The sequence below is a fragment of the Microbacterium sp. C448 genome, from assembly GCF_000582705.2.
In the GTDB taxonomy this organism is placed as follows: domain Bacteria; phylum Actinomycetota; class Actinomycetes; order Actinomycetales; family Microbacteriaceae; genus Microbacterium; species Microbacterium lacus_A.
Map to the genome: position 1 here is coordinate 1 of NZ_HG779638.1, position 19423 is coordinate 19423.

The 19423-nt window shown below is 69.9% G+C and carries 20 protein-coding genes; 14 read left to right on the forward strand and 6 right to left on the reverse strand.

The window, feature by feature from the left end:
* Positions 1-77: 77 nt before the first annotated feature.
* Both MIC448_RS05815 and MIC448_RS05820 read left to right on the forward strand, forming a co-directional pair.
* The gene (locus tag MIC448_RS05815) at positions 78-863 is read left to right on the forward strand and encodes an alpha/beta fold hydrolase (RefSeq protein ID WP_036297275.1); all 786 of its coding nucleotides are present in this window, start codon (positions 78-80) and stop codon (positions 861-863) included.
* Between the two features lie 5 nt (positions 864-868).
* Positions 869-1750, forward strand: coding sequence for a hypothetical protein (locus MIC448_RS05820; RefSeq protein ID WP_144237989.1), 882 nt, complete (start codon positions 869-871; stop codon positions 1748-1750).
* Here the strand turns inward: MIC448_RS05820 and MIC448_RS05825 are convergent.
* The gene (locus tag MIC448_RS05825) at positions 1747-3222 is read right to left on the reverse strand and encodes an NAD(P)/FAD-dependent oxidoreductase (protein ID WP_036297277.1); all 1476 of its coding nucleotides are present in this window, start codon (positions 3220-3222) and stop codon (positions 1747-1749) included. The genes MIC448_RS05820 and MIC448_RS05825 overlap by 4 nt on opposite strands.
* Before the next feature lie 188 nt (positions 3223-3410).
* Here MIC448_RS05825 and MIC448_RS05830 point away from each other — a divergent pair, with 188 nt between their 5' ends.
* A complete protein-coding gene (locus MIC448_RS05830) occupies positions 3411-4796 on the forward strand; it encodes a glycine--tRNA ligase (protein ID WP_036297279.1) in 1386 nt (461 codons plus the stop codon).
* Between the two features lie 400 nt (positions 4797-5196).
* Here the strand turns inward: MIC448_RS05830 and MIC448_RS05835 are convergent, their stop codons facing one another.
* The 3 genes from MIC448_RS05835 to MIC448_RS05845 form a co-directional block, all read right to left on the reverse strand.
* Positions 5197-5766, reverse strand: a complete 570-nt coding sequence (locus MIC448_RS05835) for an HhH-GPD-type base excision DNA repair protein (protein ID WP_036297281.1) — start codon at positions 5764-5766, stop codon at positions 5197-5199.
* Positions 5767-5911: 145 nt separating this feature from the next.
* Positions 5912-6223 carry a hypothetical protein gene (locus tag MIC448_RS05840; protein WP_036297283.1) on the reverse strand — a complete coding sequence of 104 codons (312 nt, stop codon included), beginning with the start codon at positions 6221-6223 and terminating at the stop codon, positions 5912-5914.
* Positions 6224-6226: 3 nt separating this feature from the next.
* Positions 6227-7603 (reverse strand): glutamyl-tRNA reductase, encoded by a 1377-nt coding sequence (locus MIC448_RS05845; protein ID WP_036297285.1) that lies wholly within the window; start codon positions 7601-7603, stop codon positions 6227-6229.
* An 86-nt stretch (positions 7604-7689) separates the two neighbouring features.
* On the opposite strand from MIC448_RS05845, the gene hemE reads away from it, so the two are divergent.
* From hemE to MIC448_RS05900, 11 genes are all read left to right on the forward strand, one after another.
* Positions 7690-8730 carry a uroporphyrinogen decarboxylase gene (hemE, locus tag MIC448_RS05850; RefSeq protein ID WP_036297287.1) on the forward strand — a complete coding sequence of 347 codons (1041 nt, stop codon included), beginning with the start codon at positions 7690-7692 and terminating at the stop codon, positions 8728-8730.
* The gene (locus MIC448_RS05855) at positions 8727-10307 is read left to right on the forward strand and encodes an NAD(P)/FAD-dependent oxidoreductase (protein ID WP_036297289.1); all 1581 of its coding nucleotides are present in this window, start codon (positions 8727-8729) and stop codon (positions 10305-10307) included. The genes hemE and MIC448_RS05855 overlap by 4 nt, the downstream gene beginning before the upstream one ends.
* A gap of 93 nt (positions 10308-10400) precedes the next feature.
* Positions 10401-10781, forward strand: a complete 381-nt coding sequence (locus MIC448_RS05860) for a hypothetical protein (protein WP_036297291.1) — start codon at positions 10401-10403, stop codon at positions 10779-10781.
* Between the two features lie 2 nt (positions 10782-10783).
* On the forward strand, positions 10784-11194 hold the full coding sequence (locus MIC448_RS05865) for a phage holin family protein (RefSeq protein WP_036297293.1): 411 nt from the start codon (positions 10784-10786) through the stop codon (positions 11192-11194).
* Positions 11184-11528, forward strand: coding sequence for a hypothetical protein (locus tag MIC448_RS05870; RefSeq protein ID WP_306342088.1), 345 nt, complete (start codon positions 11184-11186; stop codon positions 11526-11528). The genes MIC448_RS05865 and MIC448_RS05870 overlap by 11 nt, the downstream gene beginning before the upstream one ends.
* A gap of 61 nt (positions 11529-11589) precedes the next feature.
* Complete coding sequence (hemQ, locus tag MIC448_RS05875; RefSeq protein WP_036297297.1) at positions 11590-12300, forward strand: hydrogen peroxide-dependent heme synthase; 711 nt, start codon at positions 11590-11592, stop codon at positions 12298-12300.
* 25 nt (positions 12301-12325) lie between these two features.
* Entirely contained in the window at positions 12326-13375 is a 1050-nt protein-coding gene (hemC, locus tag MIC448_RS05880) for a hydroxymethylbilane synthase (RefSeq protein WP_036297299.1), read from the forward strand.
* Positions 13372-14178 carry a uroporphyrinogen-III synthase gene (locus tag MIC448_RS05885; RefSeq protein WP_036297301.1) on the forward strand — a complete coding sequence of 269 codons (807 nt, stop codon included), beginning with the start codon at positions 13372-13374 and terminating at the stop codon, positions 14176-14178. The genes hemC and MIC448_RS05885 overlap by 4 nt, the downstream gene beginning before the upstream one ends.
* On the forward strand, positions 14175-15161 hold the full coding sequence (gene hemB, locus MIC448_RS05890) for a porphobilinogen synthase (RefSeq protein WP_036297303.1): 987 nt from the start codon (positions 14175-14177) through the stop codon (positions 15159-15161). Before MIC448_RS05885 ends, hemB begins: the two co-directional genes overlap by 4 nt.
* 34 nt (positions 15162-15195) lie before the next feature.
* Complete coding sequence (gene hemL / locus MIC448_RS05895) at positions 15196-16527, forward strand: glutamate-1-semialdehyde 2,1-aminomutase (protein ID WP_036297305.1); 1332 nt, start codon at positions 15196-15198, stop codon at positions 16525-16527.
* Positions 16528-16609: 82 nt separating this feature from the next.
* Positions 16610-17023, forward strand: coding sequence for a hypothetical protein (locus MIC448_RS05900; RefSeq protein WP_051513215.1), 414 nt, complete (start codon positions 16610-16612; stop codon positions 17021-17023).
* Positions 17024-17069: 46 nt separating this feature from the next.
* Here MIC448_RS05900 and MIC448_RS05905 read toward each other — a convergent pair whose 3' ends face one another.
* Both MIC448_RS05905 and MIC448_RS05910 read right to left on the reverse strand, forming a co-directional pair.
* Complete coding sequence (locus tag MIC448_RS05905) at positions 17070-17891, reverse strand: ABC transporter permease (protein ID WP_036297307.1); 822 nt, start codon at positions 17889-17891, stop codon at positions 17070-17072.
* Positions 17888-19276 carry an ABC transporter ATP-binding protein gene (locus tag MIC448_RS05910; protein ID WP_081766208.1) on the reverse strand — a complete coding sequence of 463 codons (1389 nt, stop codon included), beginning with the start codon at positions 19274-19276 and terminating at the stop codon, positions 17888-17890. The genes MIC448_RS05905 and MIC448_RS05910 overlap by 4 nt, the downstream gene beginning before the upstream one ends.
* Positions 19277-19423: the final 147 nt, after the last annotated feature.

Below are 19423 nucleotides of genomic sequence, written 5' to 3' on the forward strand. Positions count from 1 at the left end.
TAACGGAAGGATCTGACCCACGCACCTAGGGGGCGAATATCTCGCGCCTGTGACTCCCGCCTGCAACCGGAGGTTTCGTGCCCACACTCGACGTCGGGGGTGCCACGCTCGACTACGACATCACGGGCGACAGCGGCCCCCTCGTGGTTCAACTGCACGGTTTGACGTCGAGCCGCGTGCGTGACGCCCAGTTGGGGCTGGATCTCGGCCGCGCACTCCGCGACCACCGCGTGCTGAGGTATGACGCGCGCGGGCACGGCGGGTCGACGGGCAAGAAGAATCCGTCGAGCTACCGCTGGGATCGACTGGCGCGCGACCTGTTGACACTGCTCGATCACGTCGCGCCGGGCGAGAAGGTGCACGGAATCGGGCCCTCGATGGGCACGGGCACGCTGCTGCACGCCGCCGTGCGCAAACCCAAGCGGTTCGCGAGCCTGACGCTCGTGGTGCCGCCGACCGCGTGGGGCAGTCGCCGCGCCCAGGCCGCAACGTATCTGCAGAACGCCGACCTCGTCGAGCAGCACGGCATCAGCGCGTTCGTCGAGGCGGGCAGCACGGCGCCCGTCCCGCCGGCTCTTGCCGACATGCCCGAGACGCGGCCCTCGATCAGCGAGAAGCTGCTCCCGACGATCATGCGCGGGGCGGCCTCGACCGATCTGCCCGACCGGCGGGACATCGCGCGCATCGACGTGCCGACGCTGATCCTCGCGTGGACCGGTGATCGGACGCATCCGGTCAAGACGGCGAACAAGCTCCACGAGCTGATCCCCGAGAGCCGGATCGTCATCGCGCGGACGCCCTACGGGATCATGGCGTGGCCCGGTCTGTTCGCCGAGCACGTGGCGACCAACGGCTCGAAATGAGGGTTGTGCCCTCCCGCTCCCTGAGCGTGTCGAAGGGTGCTCGTCTGGGTGCTTTGCTCGTCGCCGTGCTGGCGACTGGGCTCGCGCTGACGGCCTGCGCTCCGTCCGATCCGCGGCCGGGGGCCCTGCCGCCGGGAGTCAGCGTCGAGCTGATTCAGCTGCGCTCGGATGTCATCGATCGCGCCGCCCAGGTCCGGTTGGTGAACGCGGGCGAGGACGATCTGGTGATCACGGGGCTCGAGATCGTCGACCCGCGGTTCGAGGCGCCCATCGTGCGCGACAAGCGCGCGCAGGTCGCTTCTGGGCGCACCCTCGACATCCGGATCGCCCTGCCGCCTGTCGTGTGCGACGCGGACGCTGAGGCCGATGCGGCGACGATCGAGCTGGAGTACGAGGTGAACGGACGGGCCTCGATCGCCGAGGCATCCATCCCCGACCCGCTCGCGTTCATCCCGCTGCTGCACCAGAAAGAGTGCCTGCGCGAGCGCCTTGCGGATGTCGCGGTGATGTCGTGGTCCGGATTCGAGCCGTCGGATGCCCCGGCGCCGGCGCACCTGACGCTCGAGATCGCCCCCTCGGGCGGTGGGGGCGCGGCGCTCGTAGAGACCGTCGAGACGACCCCGCTGCTCATGTTCGACGCGGCGGGCGCGGCGCCGTTCGTCGTGGACGCCGAGATCGGCGGTTCGGGCTCGCCCCAGCAGGTTCGAGTGCCCCTCGTGCCGCTGCGCTGCGATCCGCACGCCGTGATGGAGGACAAGCGCGGCACGATCTTCGATGCGACCGTCGAGGTGGATGGAGTCACGGGCGTTGTCGAGGTCGCGGCGTCGGCCGAGGTCAAGGGTGAGGTCCTCGCCTGGGTCGCCGACTGGTGTGGTTTCGGCGGTTAGGCCGTGTCGCGGCCGAGGGCCTCGAGCAGGCGCAGCCACACCTCGCTGAGCGTCGGGTACGAGGGCACCGCGTGCCACAGGCGTTCGATCGGAACCTCGCCGACGACGGCGATCGTCGCCGAGTGCAACAGGTCTGCAACTCCCGCCCCGACGAAGGTTGCGCCCACCACCGTGCGCGTCGAGGGGTCGACGATCAGGCGCGCGCGACCCGTGTAGCCCTGCGCGGTGACCGAGGCGCCGGCGATGTTGTGCAGGTCGTAGTCGACGACCTTCACCTCTCGGCCCTCGCGCTCGGCCTGAGCGGTGGTGATGCCGACCGCGGCGACCTCGGGCTCGGTGAAGACGACCTGGGGCACGGCGGTGTGATCCGCGGTGGCGACGTGGCGGCCCCAGGGGGCGTCGTCGACGGGTTGTCCCAGGGCACGGGCCGCGATGACGTCACCCGCGGCACGCGCTTGGTACTTGCCCTGGTGCGTCAGCAGCACCCGGCCATTGACGTCGCCCACCGCGTAGAGCCAGCCCGGGTCGTCGTCCTCGGTGCCGACGGGCGTCCCGTTCGCACCCAACACGCGCAGGGTGTCGTCGGTTTCCAGCGAGCGGCCGGCCTCCAGGCCGACCGAGTCGAGCCCGATGTCGTCTGTCCGAGGGTGGCGACCCGTGGCGATCAGGATCTCGTCGGCGTGCAGTTCTTCGGCGTCGGGGGCGTCGCCGAGCGAGATGGTGAGCGAGCCATCCGCCGTCCGTTCGATGCGCGTCGCAGAAGTCCCGGTGCGAACGTCGACGCCTTCTTCGCGCAGTGCGTCGAGCACGAGTTCGCCGGCAAACGGTTCGTTCGCCGCGAGCAGCGCATCGCCGCGGACGAGCATGGTGACATGCGAGCCGAGGCTCGAGAATCCCGTGGCGAACTCGGAGGCGACGACCCCGCCCCCGACGATGACGAGCCGATCCGGTACGACCTGCACGGCCGCGGCTTCGCGGTTGGTCCAGGGCGACGCATCCGCGAGTCCCGGGATGTCGGGGATGACCGCGGACGTGCCCGTGCAGACCGCAACCGCGTGGCGTGCGACGAGGGTCTCGACCGAGCCATCCGGGGTCGTCACCTCGACGCGGCGCGCACCGGCGATCCGCCCGTGTCCGCGGACGAGGGTGATGCCCGCACTGTCCAGCCACGACACCTGGCCCGCGTCATCCCATCCCGACGTCGCCTTGTCGCGGAAGTGCAGCGCAGCCTCGGCATCGAGGGGAGCGCCGAACGCCTCACGTGCACCCGGGACGCTCCGCGCCGCCCGCAGCGCGGCACCCGGCCGCAGCAGAGCCTTGGTCGGCATACACGCCCAGTACGAACACTCGCCGCCGACCAACTCGCCCTCGACGATTGCGGCGGTGAGCCCGCCCTGCACGGCTCGATCGGCGACGTTCTCGCCGACGGGCCCCGCACCGATCACAACGACATCGAACACGCGCTCGCTCATGCTCCGATGCTATTCCCGCCCGTCGACGTGTGGGCGGGCGAACCGGCGGCCTGACAGAGCGCCCCGGACTAAGATCGAGGCAGGATGCCGCGGCTCTGCCGCTCCAGTGATGACAGCCCCGCCGCGCCCGTGATCTCGCGCTTCGTGCGCCCACCTGCCCCGTCACCACCCCGACCATTGGAGCCACCATGGCCGAACAGTCCCGCCTCGATAAGGTCATCGCCCTCGCCCGCCACCGCGGGTTCGTCTTCCAGGCCGGTGAGATCTACGGCGGCTCGCGTTCGGCCTGGGACTACGGGCCCCTCGGAACCGAGCTCAAAGAGAACATCCGCCGCCAGTGGTGGCAGACGTTCGTGCGCGGCCGGGGCGACATGGTCGGGCTCGACTCGTCGATCATCCTGCCCAAGCGTGTGTGGGAGGCATCCGGTCACGTCGCGACGTTCACCGACCCGCTCGTGGAGTGCCTGCACTGCCACAAGCGCTTTCGCGCCGACAACCTGATCGAGGATTTCGAGGCCCGCAAGGGTCGTGCGGCCGAGAACGGGCTGGCGGATGTGCCGTGCCCGAACTGCGGCACGAAGGGTCAGTACACCGAGCCGAAGGCCTTCTCGGGCCTGATCAAGGCGTATCTGGGTGTTGTCGACGACGAATCGGGGCTGGCGTACCTGCGCCCGGAGACAGCGCAGGGCATCTTCGTGAACTTCACCAACGTGCTCACGGCATCGCGCAAGAAGCCGCCGTTCGGTATCGGGCAGGTCGGCAAGTCGTTCCGCAACGAGATCACGCCCGGCAACTTCATCTTCCGCACCCGCGAGTTCGAGCAGATGGAGATCGAGTTCTTCACGCCCCCGGCCGAGGCGCAGGAGTGGTTCGAGCACTGGGTCGAGGCGTGCTGGGACTGGTTCATCGATCTGGGCATCGACCCCGCCAACATGCGCCGCTATGACGTGCCCAAGGACGACCGGGCGCACTACTCCGCCGGCACGATCGATGTCGAGTACGCGTTCGGCTTCCCGGGCAAGCAATGGGGCGAGCTGATGGGCGTGGCCAACCGCACCGACTACGACCTCACGAGCCACAGCGAGGCATCCGGGCAGAGCCTGTCGTACTTCGACCAGGCGACGGGCGAGCGTTACACGCCTTACGTGATCGAGCCGTCGTTCGGCCTGACGCGCGCGATGATGGCGTTCCTCGTCGACTCCTACCGCGAAGAGCAGGTGCCGAACGCCAAGGGCGGAACCGACACCCGCACGGTGCTGGGCCTTGACCCGCGCCTCGCTCCGATCAAGGTCGCGGTGCTGCCGCTGTCGCGCAACGAGCAGCTCTCGCCCATCGCTCGCGAGCTCGCCGCCGACCTGCGGGGCGACTGGAACATCGACTTCGACGACGCCGGCGCGATCGGTCGCCGCTACCGCCGCCAGGACGAGATCGGAACCCCGTTCTGCATCACGGTCGACTTCGACTCGCTCGAAGACCGCGCCGTCACCGTGCGCGACCGCGACACGATGGCCCAGGAGCGCGTGCCGCTCGATGAGGTACACGCCTATCTCGCGGAGCGCCTGAAGGGCGCCTGAACCCGCGGCTCACCCGATTGCGCCGTCCCGCCTCTTCGCCGAGCGCGCCGGTTGTTGTCGAGCCCGCCTGTTGTCCGCGGTGAACAAGGGGCCCGCTCGGCACTAACCGGCAGCCTCGCGCCCCTGCGCAAGCCCTCTTCGCCGAGTGAACGACTTCGGCGCGAGTGCACGGCCTACGTGCGGTTCCCAAGTCGTGCATTCGCGCACAAGTCGTGCGTTCGCGGGAACCCAATGACGCGCTGGGGGCCTCGGCGTCCGGTGCCCCATCCCTCGCCGAGACGGCCAGTTGTTGCCGAGGCCGCTGGTTGTTCGCGGTGAATAGGCGGCGGCCTCGGCGCTAACGGGCGGTCTCGGCGAACAACGGGACGAGGTGCACCCCGCGTCCGGTGTCGGGCGCGCGTCAGGCCTTCTTCGCCGCGGCCTTCATCGCCTGCTTGTGCTCTCGCACTTTCAGCAGCGACTCGGGGCTGACGATGTCGGCGACGCTGCGGAACGAACCGTCCTCGCCGTAGGGAGCGGATGCCTCGCGCCATCCGTCCCCCGTGTACCCGTACTGCTTGCCGAGCAGCGCGAGGAAGATCTTCGCCTTCTGCTCACCGAATCCGGGCAGGGCCTTGAGGCGCTTCAGGACCTCGCGGCCGTCGGGGGCGTCGCGGGTCCAGAGGGCAGAGGCATCTACGCCCCAGTCGTCCTCGATCGCGGTGCAGAGCGACTGCACCCGACCGGCCATCGACCCGGGGTATCGGTGCACGGCCGGAGTCTTCTTGAACTCCTCGGCGAGCTGGTCGGGGTCGTAGTGTGCCAGGGTCGCGGCGTCGACCGACCCGACCCGCTCCTGGATCTTGAGCGGCCCGGCGAAGGCCGTCTCCATCGCGACCTGCTGGTCCAGCAGCATCCCGATCAGCAGGGCCAGGGGATCATCGCTCAGAAGGCGGTCGGCGGCGGCGTCGCCCGTGATGTGCAGCGTCATGCGATCAGTTTCGCACCCCACATCGGCGTGCGAACGGCCCGATGTGGCGAAGTGGGGCAGATTGCGGGCTGTGGGGCAGGGGGGAACCTGCCCCACAGCGCCTAACCTGCCCCACTTGGGGCGAGTGCTGCGGCGGCCGAGGCAATCAGGCCGGAAGCCAGGCCTCGGCGAAAGCCTCGGGGCTCAGGGTTTCGAGGTCGGCGGCGATGGCCCGCATCGTCTTCTCGAAATCGACGACCGAGGACTCCCGGATGCGTCGAACCTCACCGCCGCCCTCGACCCAGGTGATGACGATGTCGCTCAACGCCGGAGCGTCACCGACATCGACCAACCCGGCGACCAGGGTGCCGACCCACCGCACACCGCGCGCGACGGGGCTGAGCTGCCGGTCTTCACCCGTGACCCGGTAGACATCGCGCGCCAGCGACCCGGGCGACCCGGGCGTGGTGTCGGTCACGGGTCAGGCGGCGCCGTCGGCGACGGCAGCGGAGTCTCGCAGCGCTGTAGCATCCTGCGCCGTGGAATCCTGCGCGCCGACGTCGATGCCGAATAGGGTGCCGAGAGCCGCGACGTAATCGTCCGCGCGTCCTCGGGCCGCGAGGTCCTGGGCGCGGGTCGTGGGCACGTGCAGCAGCCGGCCGACCAGGTGGCGCATCGCCTGTTCGGTACGACCGTCTTCGTCTCCGCGTGCCCGCACGCGCGCGATCTCGTCTTCCAGCACCGCGAACGCGTGTTCGCGGAGGGCGACGACAGCGGGCGCGAGGCTCTGGCGGCGACCCGCGAGCGCGAACTTCTGGGCGGCATCCCGCACGATCTCGCGTGCCTCGGCGGTCGCCTGTAGCTCTTCGAGCGGGGCGTGCAGCCGCACGGTCTCAAGGTCGAGCAGGTCGACGCCCGGGACGGTCACGACATCGGGGTCGACGTTGCGCGGAAGCCCGAGATCGATCACGAGGCGTCGCGCGCCTGCCGCGTGGGGCACGGGGCACTCCGCAGCACCGGCCGGGGTGATGCGGCGCAGCTCGCCCGAGAGTTCGGCGCGCCCGCGCTGCAGCAGTGCCGCATCGAGGACGTGGTGGTCCACGCTCGTGCAGGTGATGACGAGGTCGGCGGATGCCGCGGCGCGCGCATAGCCCGCGTCGTCGATGGATGCGATGCCGTGCTTGGCGGCGAAGACCTGTGCGCGACCGGAAGGGGAGAACACCGTGATGCGCTCGGCGCCGTGGTCGCGGAGCGCGGCCAGAGTGGCAGCCGCGTACGCTCCGGTTCCGACGAGGAGGACATCGAGCTCGGTCCAGTCCGCAACGCGGCTGTCGGCCAGCTCGAGCGAGAGGCGGACGAGCGAGCGCCCGGCCCGACCGATCGCGGTGGCGTTCTTCACGCCGCGCTGTGCCTCGCTCGCGCGCTGGAAAAGACGCTCGAGCTCACCCGAGGTGGTGCCCTGGCGGCGCGCGTCGGTCAGCGCTCGGCGCACCTGACCCGCGATCTCGCCCTCACCGACGACGACCGATTCGAGCCCCGACGCAACGGCGAAAAGGTGCTCTGCGACATCCGGACCCGTGACCACGCGGTACGAACCCTCGAACTCGGAAGCGCTGACGCCCGTGGCTGCTTCGGCGGCGAGCAGAACGGCTTCTACGCCGACGGGACCGGCCGCGGTGACGGGCTCGTCCATGTCGACGTACGCCTCGAAGCGGTTGCACGTCGCCAGCACGACGGCTCCGCGGACGCACGAGTCGTGCTCCGCGATGAGGGGAGCGATATCGGTCGTGTGTACGCTGAGCCGCTCGAGTAGATCGAATGCGGCGGTCTTGTGACTCGCCGAGATACACAGCAGCACCTATCCAGCTTACCTTCCGTGTGCACCCCCACTGCCCGCGCGCCCGGAGTTCGCCCGAACCCCGGGGTGCGGGGGAGGATGGAGCCATGCAACTTTCCGACGCCCCGCTGCTGCGCGCCCTCCGGGGCGACCGACCCGACCGCGCGCCGGTCTGGTTCATGCGTCAGGCGGGACGGTCGCTGCCGGAGTACCGCGAACTGCGCGTCGGAACACGGATGCTGGATGCGTGCCTTGACCCCGAACTGGCCTCTGAGATCACCCTCCAGCCGGTCCGGCGCCACCACGTCGACGCCGCGATCTTCTTCAGCGACATCGTTGTACCCCTGCGTCTCGCTGGTGTGGAGGTCGAGATCGAACCGGGTCGCGGCCCGGTCTTCGCGAACCCGGTGCGAAGCGCCGCGGATGTCGCCCGCCTGACGGCGATCGATCCGGCCGAGGTGGCCGAGGCATCCGGATCCGTCATCGAAGCCATCGGACGGGTCACGGAAGAGCTGGGTTCGACGCCGCTGATCGGTTTCGCGGGCGCGCCCTTCACGCTGGCCGCGTACCTCGTCGAGGGCGGCCCGTCGAAGGAGCACCTGCGGGCGCGCGCCATGATGCACGCGGACCCCGCCTCGTGGCACGCACTCGCCGACTGGCTCGGCCGGGTCGCCGGGGTGTTCCTCGACGTGCAGGTCCGCGCCGGAGCATCCGCCGTCCAGCTCTTCGACTCGTGGGCGGGTTCGCTCTCGCGTGCCGACTACCGCGCGTTCGCCGCTCCCCACTCGCGCACGGCCGTGTCCGCCGTCGCCGGCCGCGTTCCGATCATCCACTTCGGCGTCGGCACCGGCCCGATCCTCGACGACATGCGCCTCGACGGCCTGGCCGACGCGGTCGGCGTCGACTGGCGCACGACCCTCGACGACGCCGCTCGCGTGCTCGGCCCCGACGTCACCGTGCAGGGCAACATCGACCCGGCGCTGCTGCAGGCGCCGTGGCCCGTGCTCGAGGCCCATGTCCGCGACGTGCTCGAGCGTGGACGCGCGGCTCGCGCCCACGTCCTCAACCTGGGCCATGGCGTCACCCCCGACACCGACCCCGATGTGCTCACCCGCATCGTGCGCCTCGTCCACGAGGAGAACGTGTGAGCCCAGACTCTTCGGCGCCGTTCTCGGCCGAACTGATCGAACGGGCCCGCGATACGCGGGTCGTCGTCATCGGCGGCGGGATCGCGGGCCTCGTCGCGGCCTGGGAGTGCGCGCGGATCGGGATGGATGTCACGGTCCTCGAGGCGTCGTCGCGCGTCGGTGGGGCGATTCGCACGGCGGACGTCGGCGGGCTGACGCTCGATGTGGGGGCGGAGAGCTACGCCACGCGCGGCGGGCACGTGCGTCGTCTGATCGACGAGCTGGGTCTCGGGTCTGAGGTCGTCGCGCCGAGCGGCGGTCGTGCGTGGCTGGGCGGGATTCCCGGTGTGCCGGGTGGCGCCGCACCCCTCCCGGCGGGCGGAGTGCTCGGCATCCCGGCGAACCCGTTCGACCCGGACGTTCGCCGCATCATCGGCTGGAGCGGCGCCTGGCGGGCATATCTGGATCGTCTGCGCCCGGTCCTGACGATCGGCCACACCCACAGCCTCGGTGCCCTGGTGTCGACGCGGATGGGATCGCGTGTGCTCGACCGACTCGTCGCCCCGGTCGTGCAGGGAGTGTACTCGGCCCGCCCGGCCGATATCGACGTTGATCTCGCGGCGCCCGGCCTGAATGCCGCGCTCACCCGCACGGGATCGCTGAGCGGTGCCGTTTCGGTCCTCAGCGCCGAGCGCGCGACCAAGGCGCCCGGGGGAGCGGTCGAGGGAATCCGCGGAGGGGTGCAGCGCATTGTCGATGCCCTGCTCGCCCGCCTCGATGAGCTGGGTGTGACCGTACGGACGGACACGCCCGCTGCGGCGCTGACGCGGACCCCGGACGGGTGGCAGGTCGAGATCGAGGGCACCCTCGGCGGCGGAACGGGCACCCTGGCGCCGGAAACGGGCACCCTCGGCGACGAAACGGGCACCCTCGCGGCGGACGCCGTGATCGTCGCGACGGAGGAACGGATGGCGCGGGCCCTGTTGCGTCCGTCCGTTCCGGACCTCGACGCCCCGGCGAATGACGCATCGGACGACACCGGCCTCGGCGCGTCGGCAGACCCGGGCGTCGCGCCCGAGATCGAGGTCGTCTCGCTCGTTCTCGACGCAGCGGCACTGGACGCAGCGCCCCGCGGCTCGGGCGTACTCACCGTGCCCGGTTCGTACACCGCCAAGGCCCTTACCCACGCGACCGCGAAGTGGGCCTGGCTCGCCGAAGCCGCCCGGGGGCTCGCACCGCACCGCCACGTGGTCCGCGTGTCGTTCGGCAGCCAGGGTGAACCCGCCGCGACCGCCGGGCTGACGGACGATGAGACCGCCGCGCTTGCGCTGACAGAGGCATCCGCTCTTCTCGGCGTTCCGCTCGATAAGAGTCATCTCGTCGGCGCGCACCGCGAGCGCTACACGCAGAGCCAGCCGGCATCGGTCATCGGTCGTGAGGCGCAGACCGCGGCGGCCCGCGCCCACATCGTCGCGATGCCGGGCCTCGGGGTCGTCGGCGCGTGGGTTTCGGGAACGGGGCTGGCGCAGGTCGTCCCCGACGCGCTGACCGAAAGCGAGCGCGTGCGCACCGCCCTTTTGTGGGACCGACGGCCATGATGTCAACCCGGATGCCGAAATTGGCATACGGGACTAACCTAAAGACTCGGACCGAAGATCTAAACGACGTAGCACGAGTGTGAGGAGATCCCTATGAAGGGCAAAGTGGGACTCGTGATCGGCTTGGCGGCGGGGTACGTCCTCGGAACCCGCGCGGGACGTGAGCGGTACGAACAGATCAAGGAACAAGCCCTCAAGGTGTGGAACCTCGACCCCGTGCAGAAGCAGGTCGACCGCGCCAAGGACTTCACGACTTCCACCGCGATGGCGATCCCCGGCGCAGTGTGGAACGGCGCCGTCAAGGTGACCCGCGCGGTGCAGGGCAAGGACGCCACCCCGGGTCAGCGACTCGACGCGGCGATCAAGGCCGGCAAGGACGGCTCGGAAGACGTGGCCAAGGCTGCCGAGCGGTCCGTCTCGAACATCGAGAAGAAGATCGACGACGCGTCCCCCGACGGCGCCAAAAAGAGCTGACCGTGGCATCCCCCCGAGGTATGCGAGACCGCGCCGACGACTCTCTGTTGACGCTCGTCGGTGACGTTCCCGAACTCGTCCGCAACCTGGTCATCGCCGAGGTCGACCAGGCGAAGTCGTGGCTCGCCAAGACTGCCAAGGACTACGGGATCGGCGCGGGATGGCTCGTCGTCGCCCTCGCCGTTCTGTTCTGGACGATTCCCGTCTTCGGCACCGCGGCCGTCGCGGGGCTGGCGACGGTGTGGCCGGTGTGGCTGTCGGCGCTGGTGATCGGTGCGGGCCTGCTCGTCGTGGTCGCGATTCTGGTGCTGCTCGGCATCGCCCGATTCAAGCGAGCTTCACGGCGACAGAGTCCCATCGGCGCTGTGAAAGAGGACTTCGACATCGTCCGGGAGGTACGCGATGAGTTCTGACCCCACAGGTTCGGGCATGGCGCGCCAGCCTCGTCCCCATAGCTCGCCGCGTCCCGACAGCCTTCTCGTGCCGATGCCGCGGACCCTCGTGCCGCAGCTCGGCGACCCGGTTGCCCAGGCGCGGGCCGAGCTGAAGGCTGCGCTCGCGGCAATCGAGGAGAAGGCGAACCTCCCCAAGCGCGCGGCGCGCGTGACGGATCGGGCAGTGCACCGCGCACGAGCTTTCGCGAAAACCCGCCCCCTGCAGGCGGCCGCCGTCGCTGTCGGCGTGGCCGCGGTCGTCGGGCTGGCCGTTTGGGAGGGCGTGCGCCTGTATACGGCGCCGCGCCGCTGATCGGTGCAGGGCTGATCGGCCAGGTTTGGCCGATCCGAAGCGCTGGGTGAGACTGGGGAGTATGACCGAGAGTCACGCGCACTCGTCCACGCCCGCCGACGACACAGCAACCGAGCATCCCTCGGGCTTTACGCTGTGGGCTGTCTGGCGACGTGATCCCGATCGGCCCGTCGTCGCGGTCGACGAGACCGAGCTCGAAGACATCGTCGCGCTCATCGAAGAGGGCGGCGTCACGGTGCGCGGCTTCTACGACGTGAGCGGGATGCGTGCCGACGCCGACCTGATGGTCTGGCTGCACGGCGACAACGCGGAAGATCTGCAGCGGGATCTGCGGCGCCTCCGACGCACGGAGCTGCTCCGCAACCTCCTTCCGAGCTGGAACGCGATGGGTGTCCACCGTGACGCGGAGTTCAATCGCGCGCACGTGCCCGGATTCCTGCGTGGTATCGAGCCGAAGGGCTGGCTCTGCCTGTACCCGTTCGTCCGGAGCTACGAGTGGTACCTGCTGCCCGAGGCCGACCGGCGGCGGATGCTGGCCGAGCACGGCCGCCAGGGTGCGGCGTTCACCGGAGTGCTGGCGAACACCGTCGCGTCGTTCGCGCTCGGTGATTACGAATGGCTGCTGCCGCTCGAGGCGGACGATGTCGTTGAGCTCGTGGACCTGATGCGTGACCTCCGCTCGACCGAGGCGCGCATGCACGTTCGTGAAGAGGTGCCCTTCTACACGGGTCGTCGCTTGCTGCTCAGCGAGGTGCCCGAGGTTCTGCAGTGACGCGTTCTGCAGTGACGGCTTCAGCGTGACCGCCGGAACGCTCAGACTGGGGACCCGGCGCAGCGCCCTCGCTCTTGCGCAGTCCGGACATGTCGCCGAAGCGATCACCGCAGCGACCGGGGTGCCGGTCGAACTCGTGCCAATCGTTTCCGAGGGAGATGTCACGCGTGCCCCGCTGGCGCAGCTCGGCGGCACGGGCGTCTTCGCGACGCGACTGCGTGAGGCGCTCCTCGCCGGTGAGTGCGATCTGCTCGTCCATTCGCTGAAAGACCTTCCGACAGCCGAGGCGCCGGGTCTGCGGATCGCGGCGACACCGCGCCGCGCCGACCCGCGCGACGTCTCGGTCACCCGTGGCACCCTGCTCGCGGACTTCGGCACGGGAGAGAACGTCGCGGCGACGATCGGTACCGGATCCCCCCGCCGTCAGGCGCAGTTGCGCCGTCGGGCGCCGCGCGTGCGCGTCGCGGAGCTTCGCGGAAACGTGGATTCGCGCCTTGCTCGCGTGCGCGACGAAGAGCTCGACGGCGTCGTGCTGGCCGCAGCCGGGCTGACGCGACTCGGACTCATCGCGTCGGACAGCGGCGAGGCCGTGTGGGGCAGCGGCTCGGCCGACGGCCTCCTCCTCGAGCCGCTCGGGCTGGCGGAATGGCCGACGGCAGCGGGGCAGGGCGCCCTGGCGATCGAGGTGCGAGCGGATGCTTCGCCAGACATCCTCGCGGCCATCGCTCCGCTCGAAGACCCCGCCACCCGGTTCGCGGTGACGATCGAGCGCTCGATCCTGGCGGGCATCGAGGCCGGGTGCCACGCTCCGGTCGGTGTTCACGCGAGCGTCACCGACGAGAACGTGCGTGTACGTGCCGTCGTGTACGCGGTCGACGGTTCGCACAGGGTCGGGCTCGATCACGCTGAGCCCCTGGCTAAGGGGTATATTCGAAAAACGGGCGGCGGCGATGGCGCGAACGCCGCCGACAGCGCGGACCCGACCGTGCGAGCAGCGCTGATCGGGTCTGCGATCGCACGTCGGCTCCTTGATGGTGGGGCAGCCGACTTGGTGTCACGAGAGTTTTCCACATGAATTCAGCAGCCGAGCGTCCCGCGAAAGCGGTGAAGCCCCTCACCGGGTGGCGTGTCCTCGTCCCCCGCGGGGGACCCTGGGGTGATGGTGTCGCCGCGAGCTTGCGATCGCAGGGGGCGACTCCCGTCGTGGCGCCACTGATCAACTTCGCTCCGACCAGCGACCAGGCATCCCTCGATGCGGCTCTCGAAGATCTGATCGCGGGCCAGTTCGACTGGCTCACGGTCACCAGCGCCACCACCGTCGACGTCCTGTACGCCCACCGCGTGAGCATCCCCGTGACGACGCGTGTTGCTGCCGTCGGCGAGACGACGGCAGCCGCCCTGCAGGCCGTGGGTTATCGGGTCGACCTCGTTCCGACGCAGGACAACTCGGCCGCGGGGATGGCCGACCAGCTGATCGCCCTCGAGCCGGAACCGCGGCGCATCCTGACGCTCCGAAGCGAGATCGCGAAGCCCGTCCTGACCCGCCGTCTGAGCGAGGCAGGGCACCACGTCCGCAGCGTCGTGGCGTATCGGACGATCGGTGTACCCGTGACTGAGCGCATCGCGCACGATGTCGCCAATGGCCGCATCAACGCGATTCTCGTGACGAGTGGATCGGTGGCAGAGCAGGTCCACCTGCAGTTTCCGGAGATCCCCGCGGGCACCGTCATCGCCGCGATCGGTCCGCGCACGGCGAAGGACGCGCGTCGCGCGGGGCTCGACGTCGACGTCGTGGCGGAACAGCAGACCGTCTCTGCCCTGATCGACGCGGTCTCGCGGCTCGCCTTGCCGCACGCCGCCGACGAGTTCTCACCGTGAGCTTTCCCGAACGTCGCCCCCGCCGCACCCGCCAGTCGCCCGCGATGCGACGCCTCGTCCGCGAGACGCACCTCGCCCCGGAGCAACTGATCCTGCCGGTCTTCGTGCGCGAAGGCATCGATGAGGCCCGGGCGATCGAATCCATGCCGGGGGTCGTCCAGCACACCCTCGATTCGTTGCGCGCCGCCGCGGTCGGCGCGGCCTCGGCGGGAATCGGCGGCATCATGCTGTTCGGGGTTCCCGAGACCCGCGATGCGGTGGGCTCGGGCGCCGACGATGACAACGGCATCCTCAACGTCGCGACGCGCGCCGTTGTGGAAGAGGTGGGTGACGCGATCGTTGTGCAGACCGACCTGTGCCTCGACGAGTTCACCGACCACGGTCACTGCGGTGTGCTCGATGCCCAGGGTGGTGTCGACAACGATGCCACGCTCGAACGCTACGTCTCCATGGCCCTCGCGCAGGCCCGTGCGGGCTCAGAGATGCTGGGGCTCTCCGGCATGATGGACGGCCAGGTCGCGGCCGTTCGCGCCGGACTGGACGCGGCGGGATTCTCGGACACGACGCTGCTCGCCTACGCCGCGAAGTATGCGGGCTCGTTCTACGGCCCGTTCCGCGAGGCCGTGGACTCGCAGCTGAAGGGCGACCGCCGCACATACCAGCTGGACCCCGGCAATGCGCGCGAGGGCGTGCGCGAGGCGATCATCGATGTCGAAGAGGGCGCCGACATCGTGATGGTCAAGCCCGCGCTGCCCTACCTCGACGTGCTCGCTTCGGTTCGCGCCGCGGTGGATGTTCCCGTCTGGGCCTACCAGGTCTCGGGCGAGTACGCCATGATCGCGGCGGCGGCAGCCAACGGATGGATCGACGGCCGCGGCGCAACGATGGAGGCGCTGCTCGCCATCCGTCGAGCCGGCGCGGGAGCGATCCTGACCTACGCCGCCATCGAAGCTGCCGGTTGGCTGCGCGACGACATCATATGAGCGCGGACCTGACGTGACCGGCGAGAATTGAATCATGGATGATCGCAATGCCCGTCTGTTCGACCGCGCCCGCTCGGTGATTCCCGGCGGCGTCAACTCGCCGGTTCGGGCCTACGGTTCGGTGGGCGGGGCGCCGCGGTTCATGGCATCGGCGCGTGGGGCCTACATCACCGACGCGACCGGTCGCGAGTACGTCGATCTTGTCGCGTCGTGGGGCCCGGCTCTACTCGGCCACGCCGCTCCCGAGGTCGTGCAGGCGGTGCGGGATGCCGCGGGCCGCGGACTCTCGTTCGGTGCGCCGACCGAGGCCGAGGTCGAGTTGGCAGAGCTCATCGCCGCGCGCGTGAGTGTCGGCGAGCACCGCCCGGTGGAGCGCGTGCGTCTGGTCTCGACGGGCACCGAGGCGACGATGACGGCCATCCGTCTCGCCCGCGGAGCCACCGGCCGCGATCTGCTGGTCAAGTTCGCCGGGCACTACCACGGTCATTCCGACGGGCTGCTGGCGTCCGCCGGATCGGGCCTCGCGACCCTGGGTCTGCCGGGCTCGGCGGGCGTCCCGGCCCCGATCGCCGCGCAGACGCTCGTCATTCCGTACAACGATCTGGACGCCGTGCGCGAGGTCTTCGCGGTACACGGTGACCGCATCGCCGCCGTCATCGTCGAGGCCGCGGCAGCCAATATGGGCGTCGTCGCGCCTCTGCCCGGTTACAACGCCGAGCTCAGCGCCATCGTTCACGCCCATGGCGCGCTCCTCATCATCGACGAGGTGCTGACCGGGTTCCGCGTCCACCCCGCCGGATACTGGGGTCTGCAGCAGGACGCGGGCGAGACCTATACGCCCGATCTCTTCACCTTCGGCAAGGTCGTCGGCGGCGGTATGCCGCTCGCCGCTCTCGGGGGTCGCGCCGATGTCATGCAGATGCTCGCCCCCACCGGCCCGGTGTATCAGGCGGGGACTCTGTCGGGTAACCCGCTGTCGGTCGCGGCCGGGCTCGCGACGCTGCGCGCAGCGACGCCCGAGGTCTACGCGCGGGTGGATGCCGCGGCATCCGTCGTCGCCGATGCGCTGACCGCTGCCCTGAGCGACGCGGGCGTCGCGCACTCCGTCCCACGCGCCGGGAGCCTGTTCGGTGTCGCGTTCACGCCGCTGGCCCCCCACGATGACGACACGGTGCACGCTCAGGATGCCTGGCGATACCCGGACTTCTTCCACGCCATGCTCGACGCCGGTGTGGCCCTGCCGCCCAGCGTCTACGAGGCCTGGTTCCTCACCGCTGCGCATGATGACGCGGCCCTCGGGCGCATTGTGGACGCGCTGCCGACGGCCGCCCGCGCCGCCGCGACCGCCGTCGCCCCGGCGCGCTGACCTCATCCGGCGCGCCGTGATCGTTGCTGCACTGTGAGCAAAGCGACCGTCGAGCGGTCGCTCCCGCTGACAGACTAGAGACATGGTGACGCTGCTCCTCGACTCGGAACGACTCGAGGTCGTGCTGTCTCCCGTCGAGCGGGCCGTGGGATTCCGGCGGGGGAATATTCAGGTCCTTCGCGAGCAGATCGCCAAGGTCATGCTCACCGACGACGCGTGGATCTGGCTGCGGGGTGTTCCGAGCCCCGCCACGACGGTGCCGAGTGTCATGGCAATCGGCACGTGGAAGACCGGCTCAGGACGGGACTTCGCCGTCATCCGGGGTCGGCGGCCCAGTGTCGTCATCGACCTCGAGGGTCACGAGCACTACGAGCGCCTGCTCGTCACGACGCGCCACGGCCTCGAGCTCGTCCGAGCTCTGCGCCTCGATGGTGACCAGGACAAGGGCGACTTAACGGGCCCCGACACGGAGCCCGGCGCCGAATCCGACGGCTGAAACTCAGGCGTCGCGTCGCGTCGCGTCGCGTCGCGTCGGACGTGCGTCAGGTGACGTCGCGCGTCCAGCTGGCGATGTGCCCGATCAGCAGCAGGATGAGCGCGTAGGCGAGCAAGACGATGCCGCCGTGCCACCACTCCAGGCCTTCGCTCGCGCCGGCGCCCATCACGTTGTAGATGCTGGCCCCGATCAGGGCGTCACTCGCCGCGCCGGGCAGAAACCGGGTGACCTCGGCGAGCCAGTCGACGAACCCTCCCGCCAACCGCAGGATGGGCTCCACGAACTGTGTGAAGGCGAGGACGACGACGATCGCGACGACCTGGTTGCGTACCAGCGTGCCGACGCCGATGCCGACGAGGGTCCACAGCATGAGCGCCAGCAGGGTGCGGGCGAATAGTGCCCAGGTGTCGCCCGAGCCCAGTTCGGTCTCGAGCCCGAAGCCGGCCAGAACCCCCGCTGCCGGGAGAGCGGCCGAGACCACCGAGATCAGGCCGTACATGGCCCCGATGATGACGCCCGCCGTGAGCTTCGCCCACAGCACCATGCCGCGCTTCGGGGTGGCGAGCAGGGTCGGCGTGAGCGTCTGGTGGCGGAACTCCGTCGTCACCATGAGCGTGCCGATGAGGAGCGGGAAGACGTATCCGATCGATCCGCCGATGCTGTACAGCACAGGAGCCAGGCCGTCGGCGGAAAGGGTCGGCGTGCCGGCGCCGCCGGTCAGGTCCCCGGATGCCGACGCCGCGAACACGAAGGCCAGGCCGGCGGCCGTGCTGCCGACGTAGAGGACGAGGACGATGGCGAGGATCCACCATCCGACGGTCGAGAAGACCTTTGTTGTCTCGGAGCGGGTTGCGGCGACAAGGCTCATGATCGCTCCTCGTTGTCGTCATTCTCGCGGGGTTCGTCGTGCGCGGCTGTGTCTTCGTGCGCGGCTGTGTCGTCGTGCGTGGCGGTGTCGGGGCGTCCGTCACTCCGGTCCGGATCGTCATCGTCGGATGCTCGGGGCACGACCTCGATGACGCCCGTCGCGGCGACGGCGAACGACGACACCGGGGCGAAGGTCGGCAGGGCCTGGTCCTGGTCCTCGTCCTCGTCCTCATCCGAGTTAGCGGTGGTCGGCGCCACGTCGGCGGGCTCCTCGTCCGAGGTTTCGCTCGCTACGGCTTCGGTAGCAGCTACTTCCGCCGCTACGGGCTCGTCGGGGACGGATTCGTCGGGCGTCGCTTCTTCGGCGACCACTTCTTCGGCGACCACTTCAGGTGCCGCTTCTTCCGCGACCTCGTCTGGGGCGCCCGGCTCCGCGAGCAGGGGAGCGGCTGCAGCAGCGGATGTGTGCGATGCCGCGGCGCTCGGGTGCACGCGAGATCCGTTCACCAGCTCCAGGAAGACCTCTTCGAGGGAGGGCCCCTTTTTCTGGAGCCCCGAGAGGGCGACGCCTGCGGCAAGGGCGATGGCGCCGATGTCGGCGGGATCGCCGCCACGGACCGAAACCCCGGTCCGCAGGTTCTCGAAGGCGATGCCGGCGCCGGCGAGAGCCTCGGCCAGGGCCGGCCGGTCGGGCGAGTCCACCACGACGGCCTGTTCGGCGGGCTCGGCGAGGTCTTCGACGGACCCCTGGAAGACGAGGGATCCGTTCGAGATGATCAGCAGCCGGTCCGCGGTCTGCTGCACCTCGGTGAGCAGGTGCGACGACACCAGCACGGTGCGCCCCTGGCGGGCGAGTTCGCGGAGCAGTCCGCGCATCCAGATGATCCCCTCGGGATCCAGGCCGTTCGTCGGCTCGTCCAGCACGAGCACCCCGGGATCGCCGAGCAGGGCAAATGCGAGCCCCAACCGTTGACGCATCCCGAGCGAGTATCCGCCGACGCGTCGACCCGCGACATCCGCGAGACCGACGGTCGTGAGCACCTCGTCGACGCGCGTGCGCGGCAGTCGCGCGGCCTGCGCGTAGACCTTCAGGTGGTTGGCGGCGGAGCGCCCCGGGTGGAAGCTGGCCGCCTCGAGGGCGGCGCCGACGGAGCGCAACGGTGAGGCCAGGTCGGCGTAGGCCGTACCGCCGATTGTCGCGCGACCGCTCGTCGCACGGACGAGCCCGAGCAGGATGCGCAGCGTCGTGGTCTTTCCGGCGCCGTTCGGACCGAGGAATCCGGTCACGACCCCCGGTTCGACGCGCGCCGAAAAGTCCTGGACAGCCGCAACCGCACCGAATTGTTTTGTGACTCCGGTGAACTCCAGAACCTCGCCTTGGGGCATGCCGTACCTCTCTCTCGGACGCCGTACCCCTCATCTTGACCGATTTCCGGGCGTGAGACGGGATCCACGCAGGGGAACCGGCGGTACGGTCGGGACATGAGAACGCAGCCCCTCGAGTCCTCGCGCGTCTCGGCTCGCTTCACCCGG

What these genes read in the sequence shown, in the direction of transcription:
- MIC448_RS05885 (WP_036297301.1), top strand. Translation starts at nt 13,372, where the DNA reads ATGAATTCAGCAGCCGAGCGTCCCGCGAAAGCGGTGAAGCCCCTCACC.
- MIC448_RS05905 (WP_036297307.1), bottom strand. Translation starts at nt 17,891, where the DNA reads ATGAGCCTTGTCGCCGCAACCCGCTCCGAGACAACAAAGGTCTTCTCG.
- MIC448_RS05825 (WP_036297277.1), bottom strand. Translation starts at nt 3,222, where the DNA reads ATGAGCGAGCGCGTGTTCGATGTCGTTGTGATCGGTGCGGGGCCCGTC.
- MIC448_RS05835 (WP_036297281.1), bottom strand. Translation starts at nt 5,766, where the DNA reads ATGACGCTGCACATCACGGGCGACGCCGCCGCCGACCGCCTTCTGAGC.
- MIC448_RS05910 (WP_081766208.1), bottom strand. Translation starts at nt 19,276, where the DNA reads ATGCCCCAAGGCGAGGTTCTGGAGTTCACCGGAGTCACAAAACAATTC.
- MIC448_RS05900 (WP_051513215.1), top strand. Translation starts at nt 16,610, where the DNA reads ATGGTGACGCTGCTCCTCGACTCGGAACGACTCGAGGTCGTGCTGTCT.
- MIC448_RS05870 (WP_306342088.1), top strand. Translation starts at nt 11,184, where the DNA reads ATGAGTTCTGACCCCACAGGTTCGGGCATGGCGCGCCAGCCTCGTCCC.
- MIC448_RS05830 (WP_036297279.1), top strand. Translation starts at nt 3,411, where the DNA reads ATGGCCGAACAGTCCCGCCTCGATAAGGTCATCGCCCTCGCCCGCCAC.
- hemE (WP_036297287.1), top strand. Translation starts at nt 7,690, where the DNA reads ATGCAACTTTCCGACGCCCCGCTGCTGCGCGCCCTCCGGGGCGACCGA.
- hemL (WP_036297305.1), top strand. Translation starts at nt 15,196, where the DNA reads ATGGATGATCGCAATGCCCGTCTGTTCGACCGCGCCCGCTCGGTGATT.
- MIC448_RS05860 (WP_036297291.1), top strand. Translation starts at nt 10,401, where the DNA reads ATGAAGGGCAAAGTGGGACTCGTGATCGGCTTGGCGGCGGGGTACGTC.
- hemQ (WP_036297297.1), top strand. Translation starts at nt 11,590, where the DNA reads ATGACCGAGAGTCACGCGCACTCGTCCACGCCCGCCGACGACACAGCA.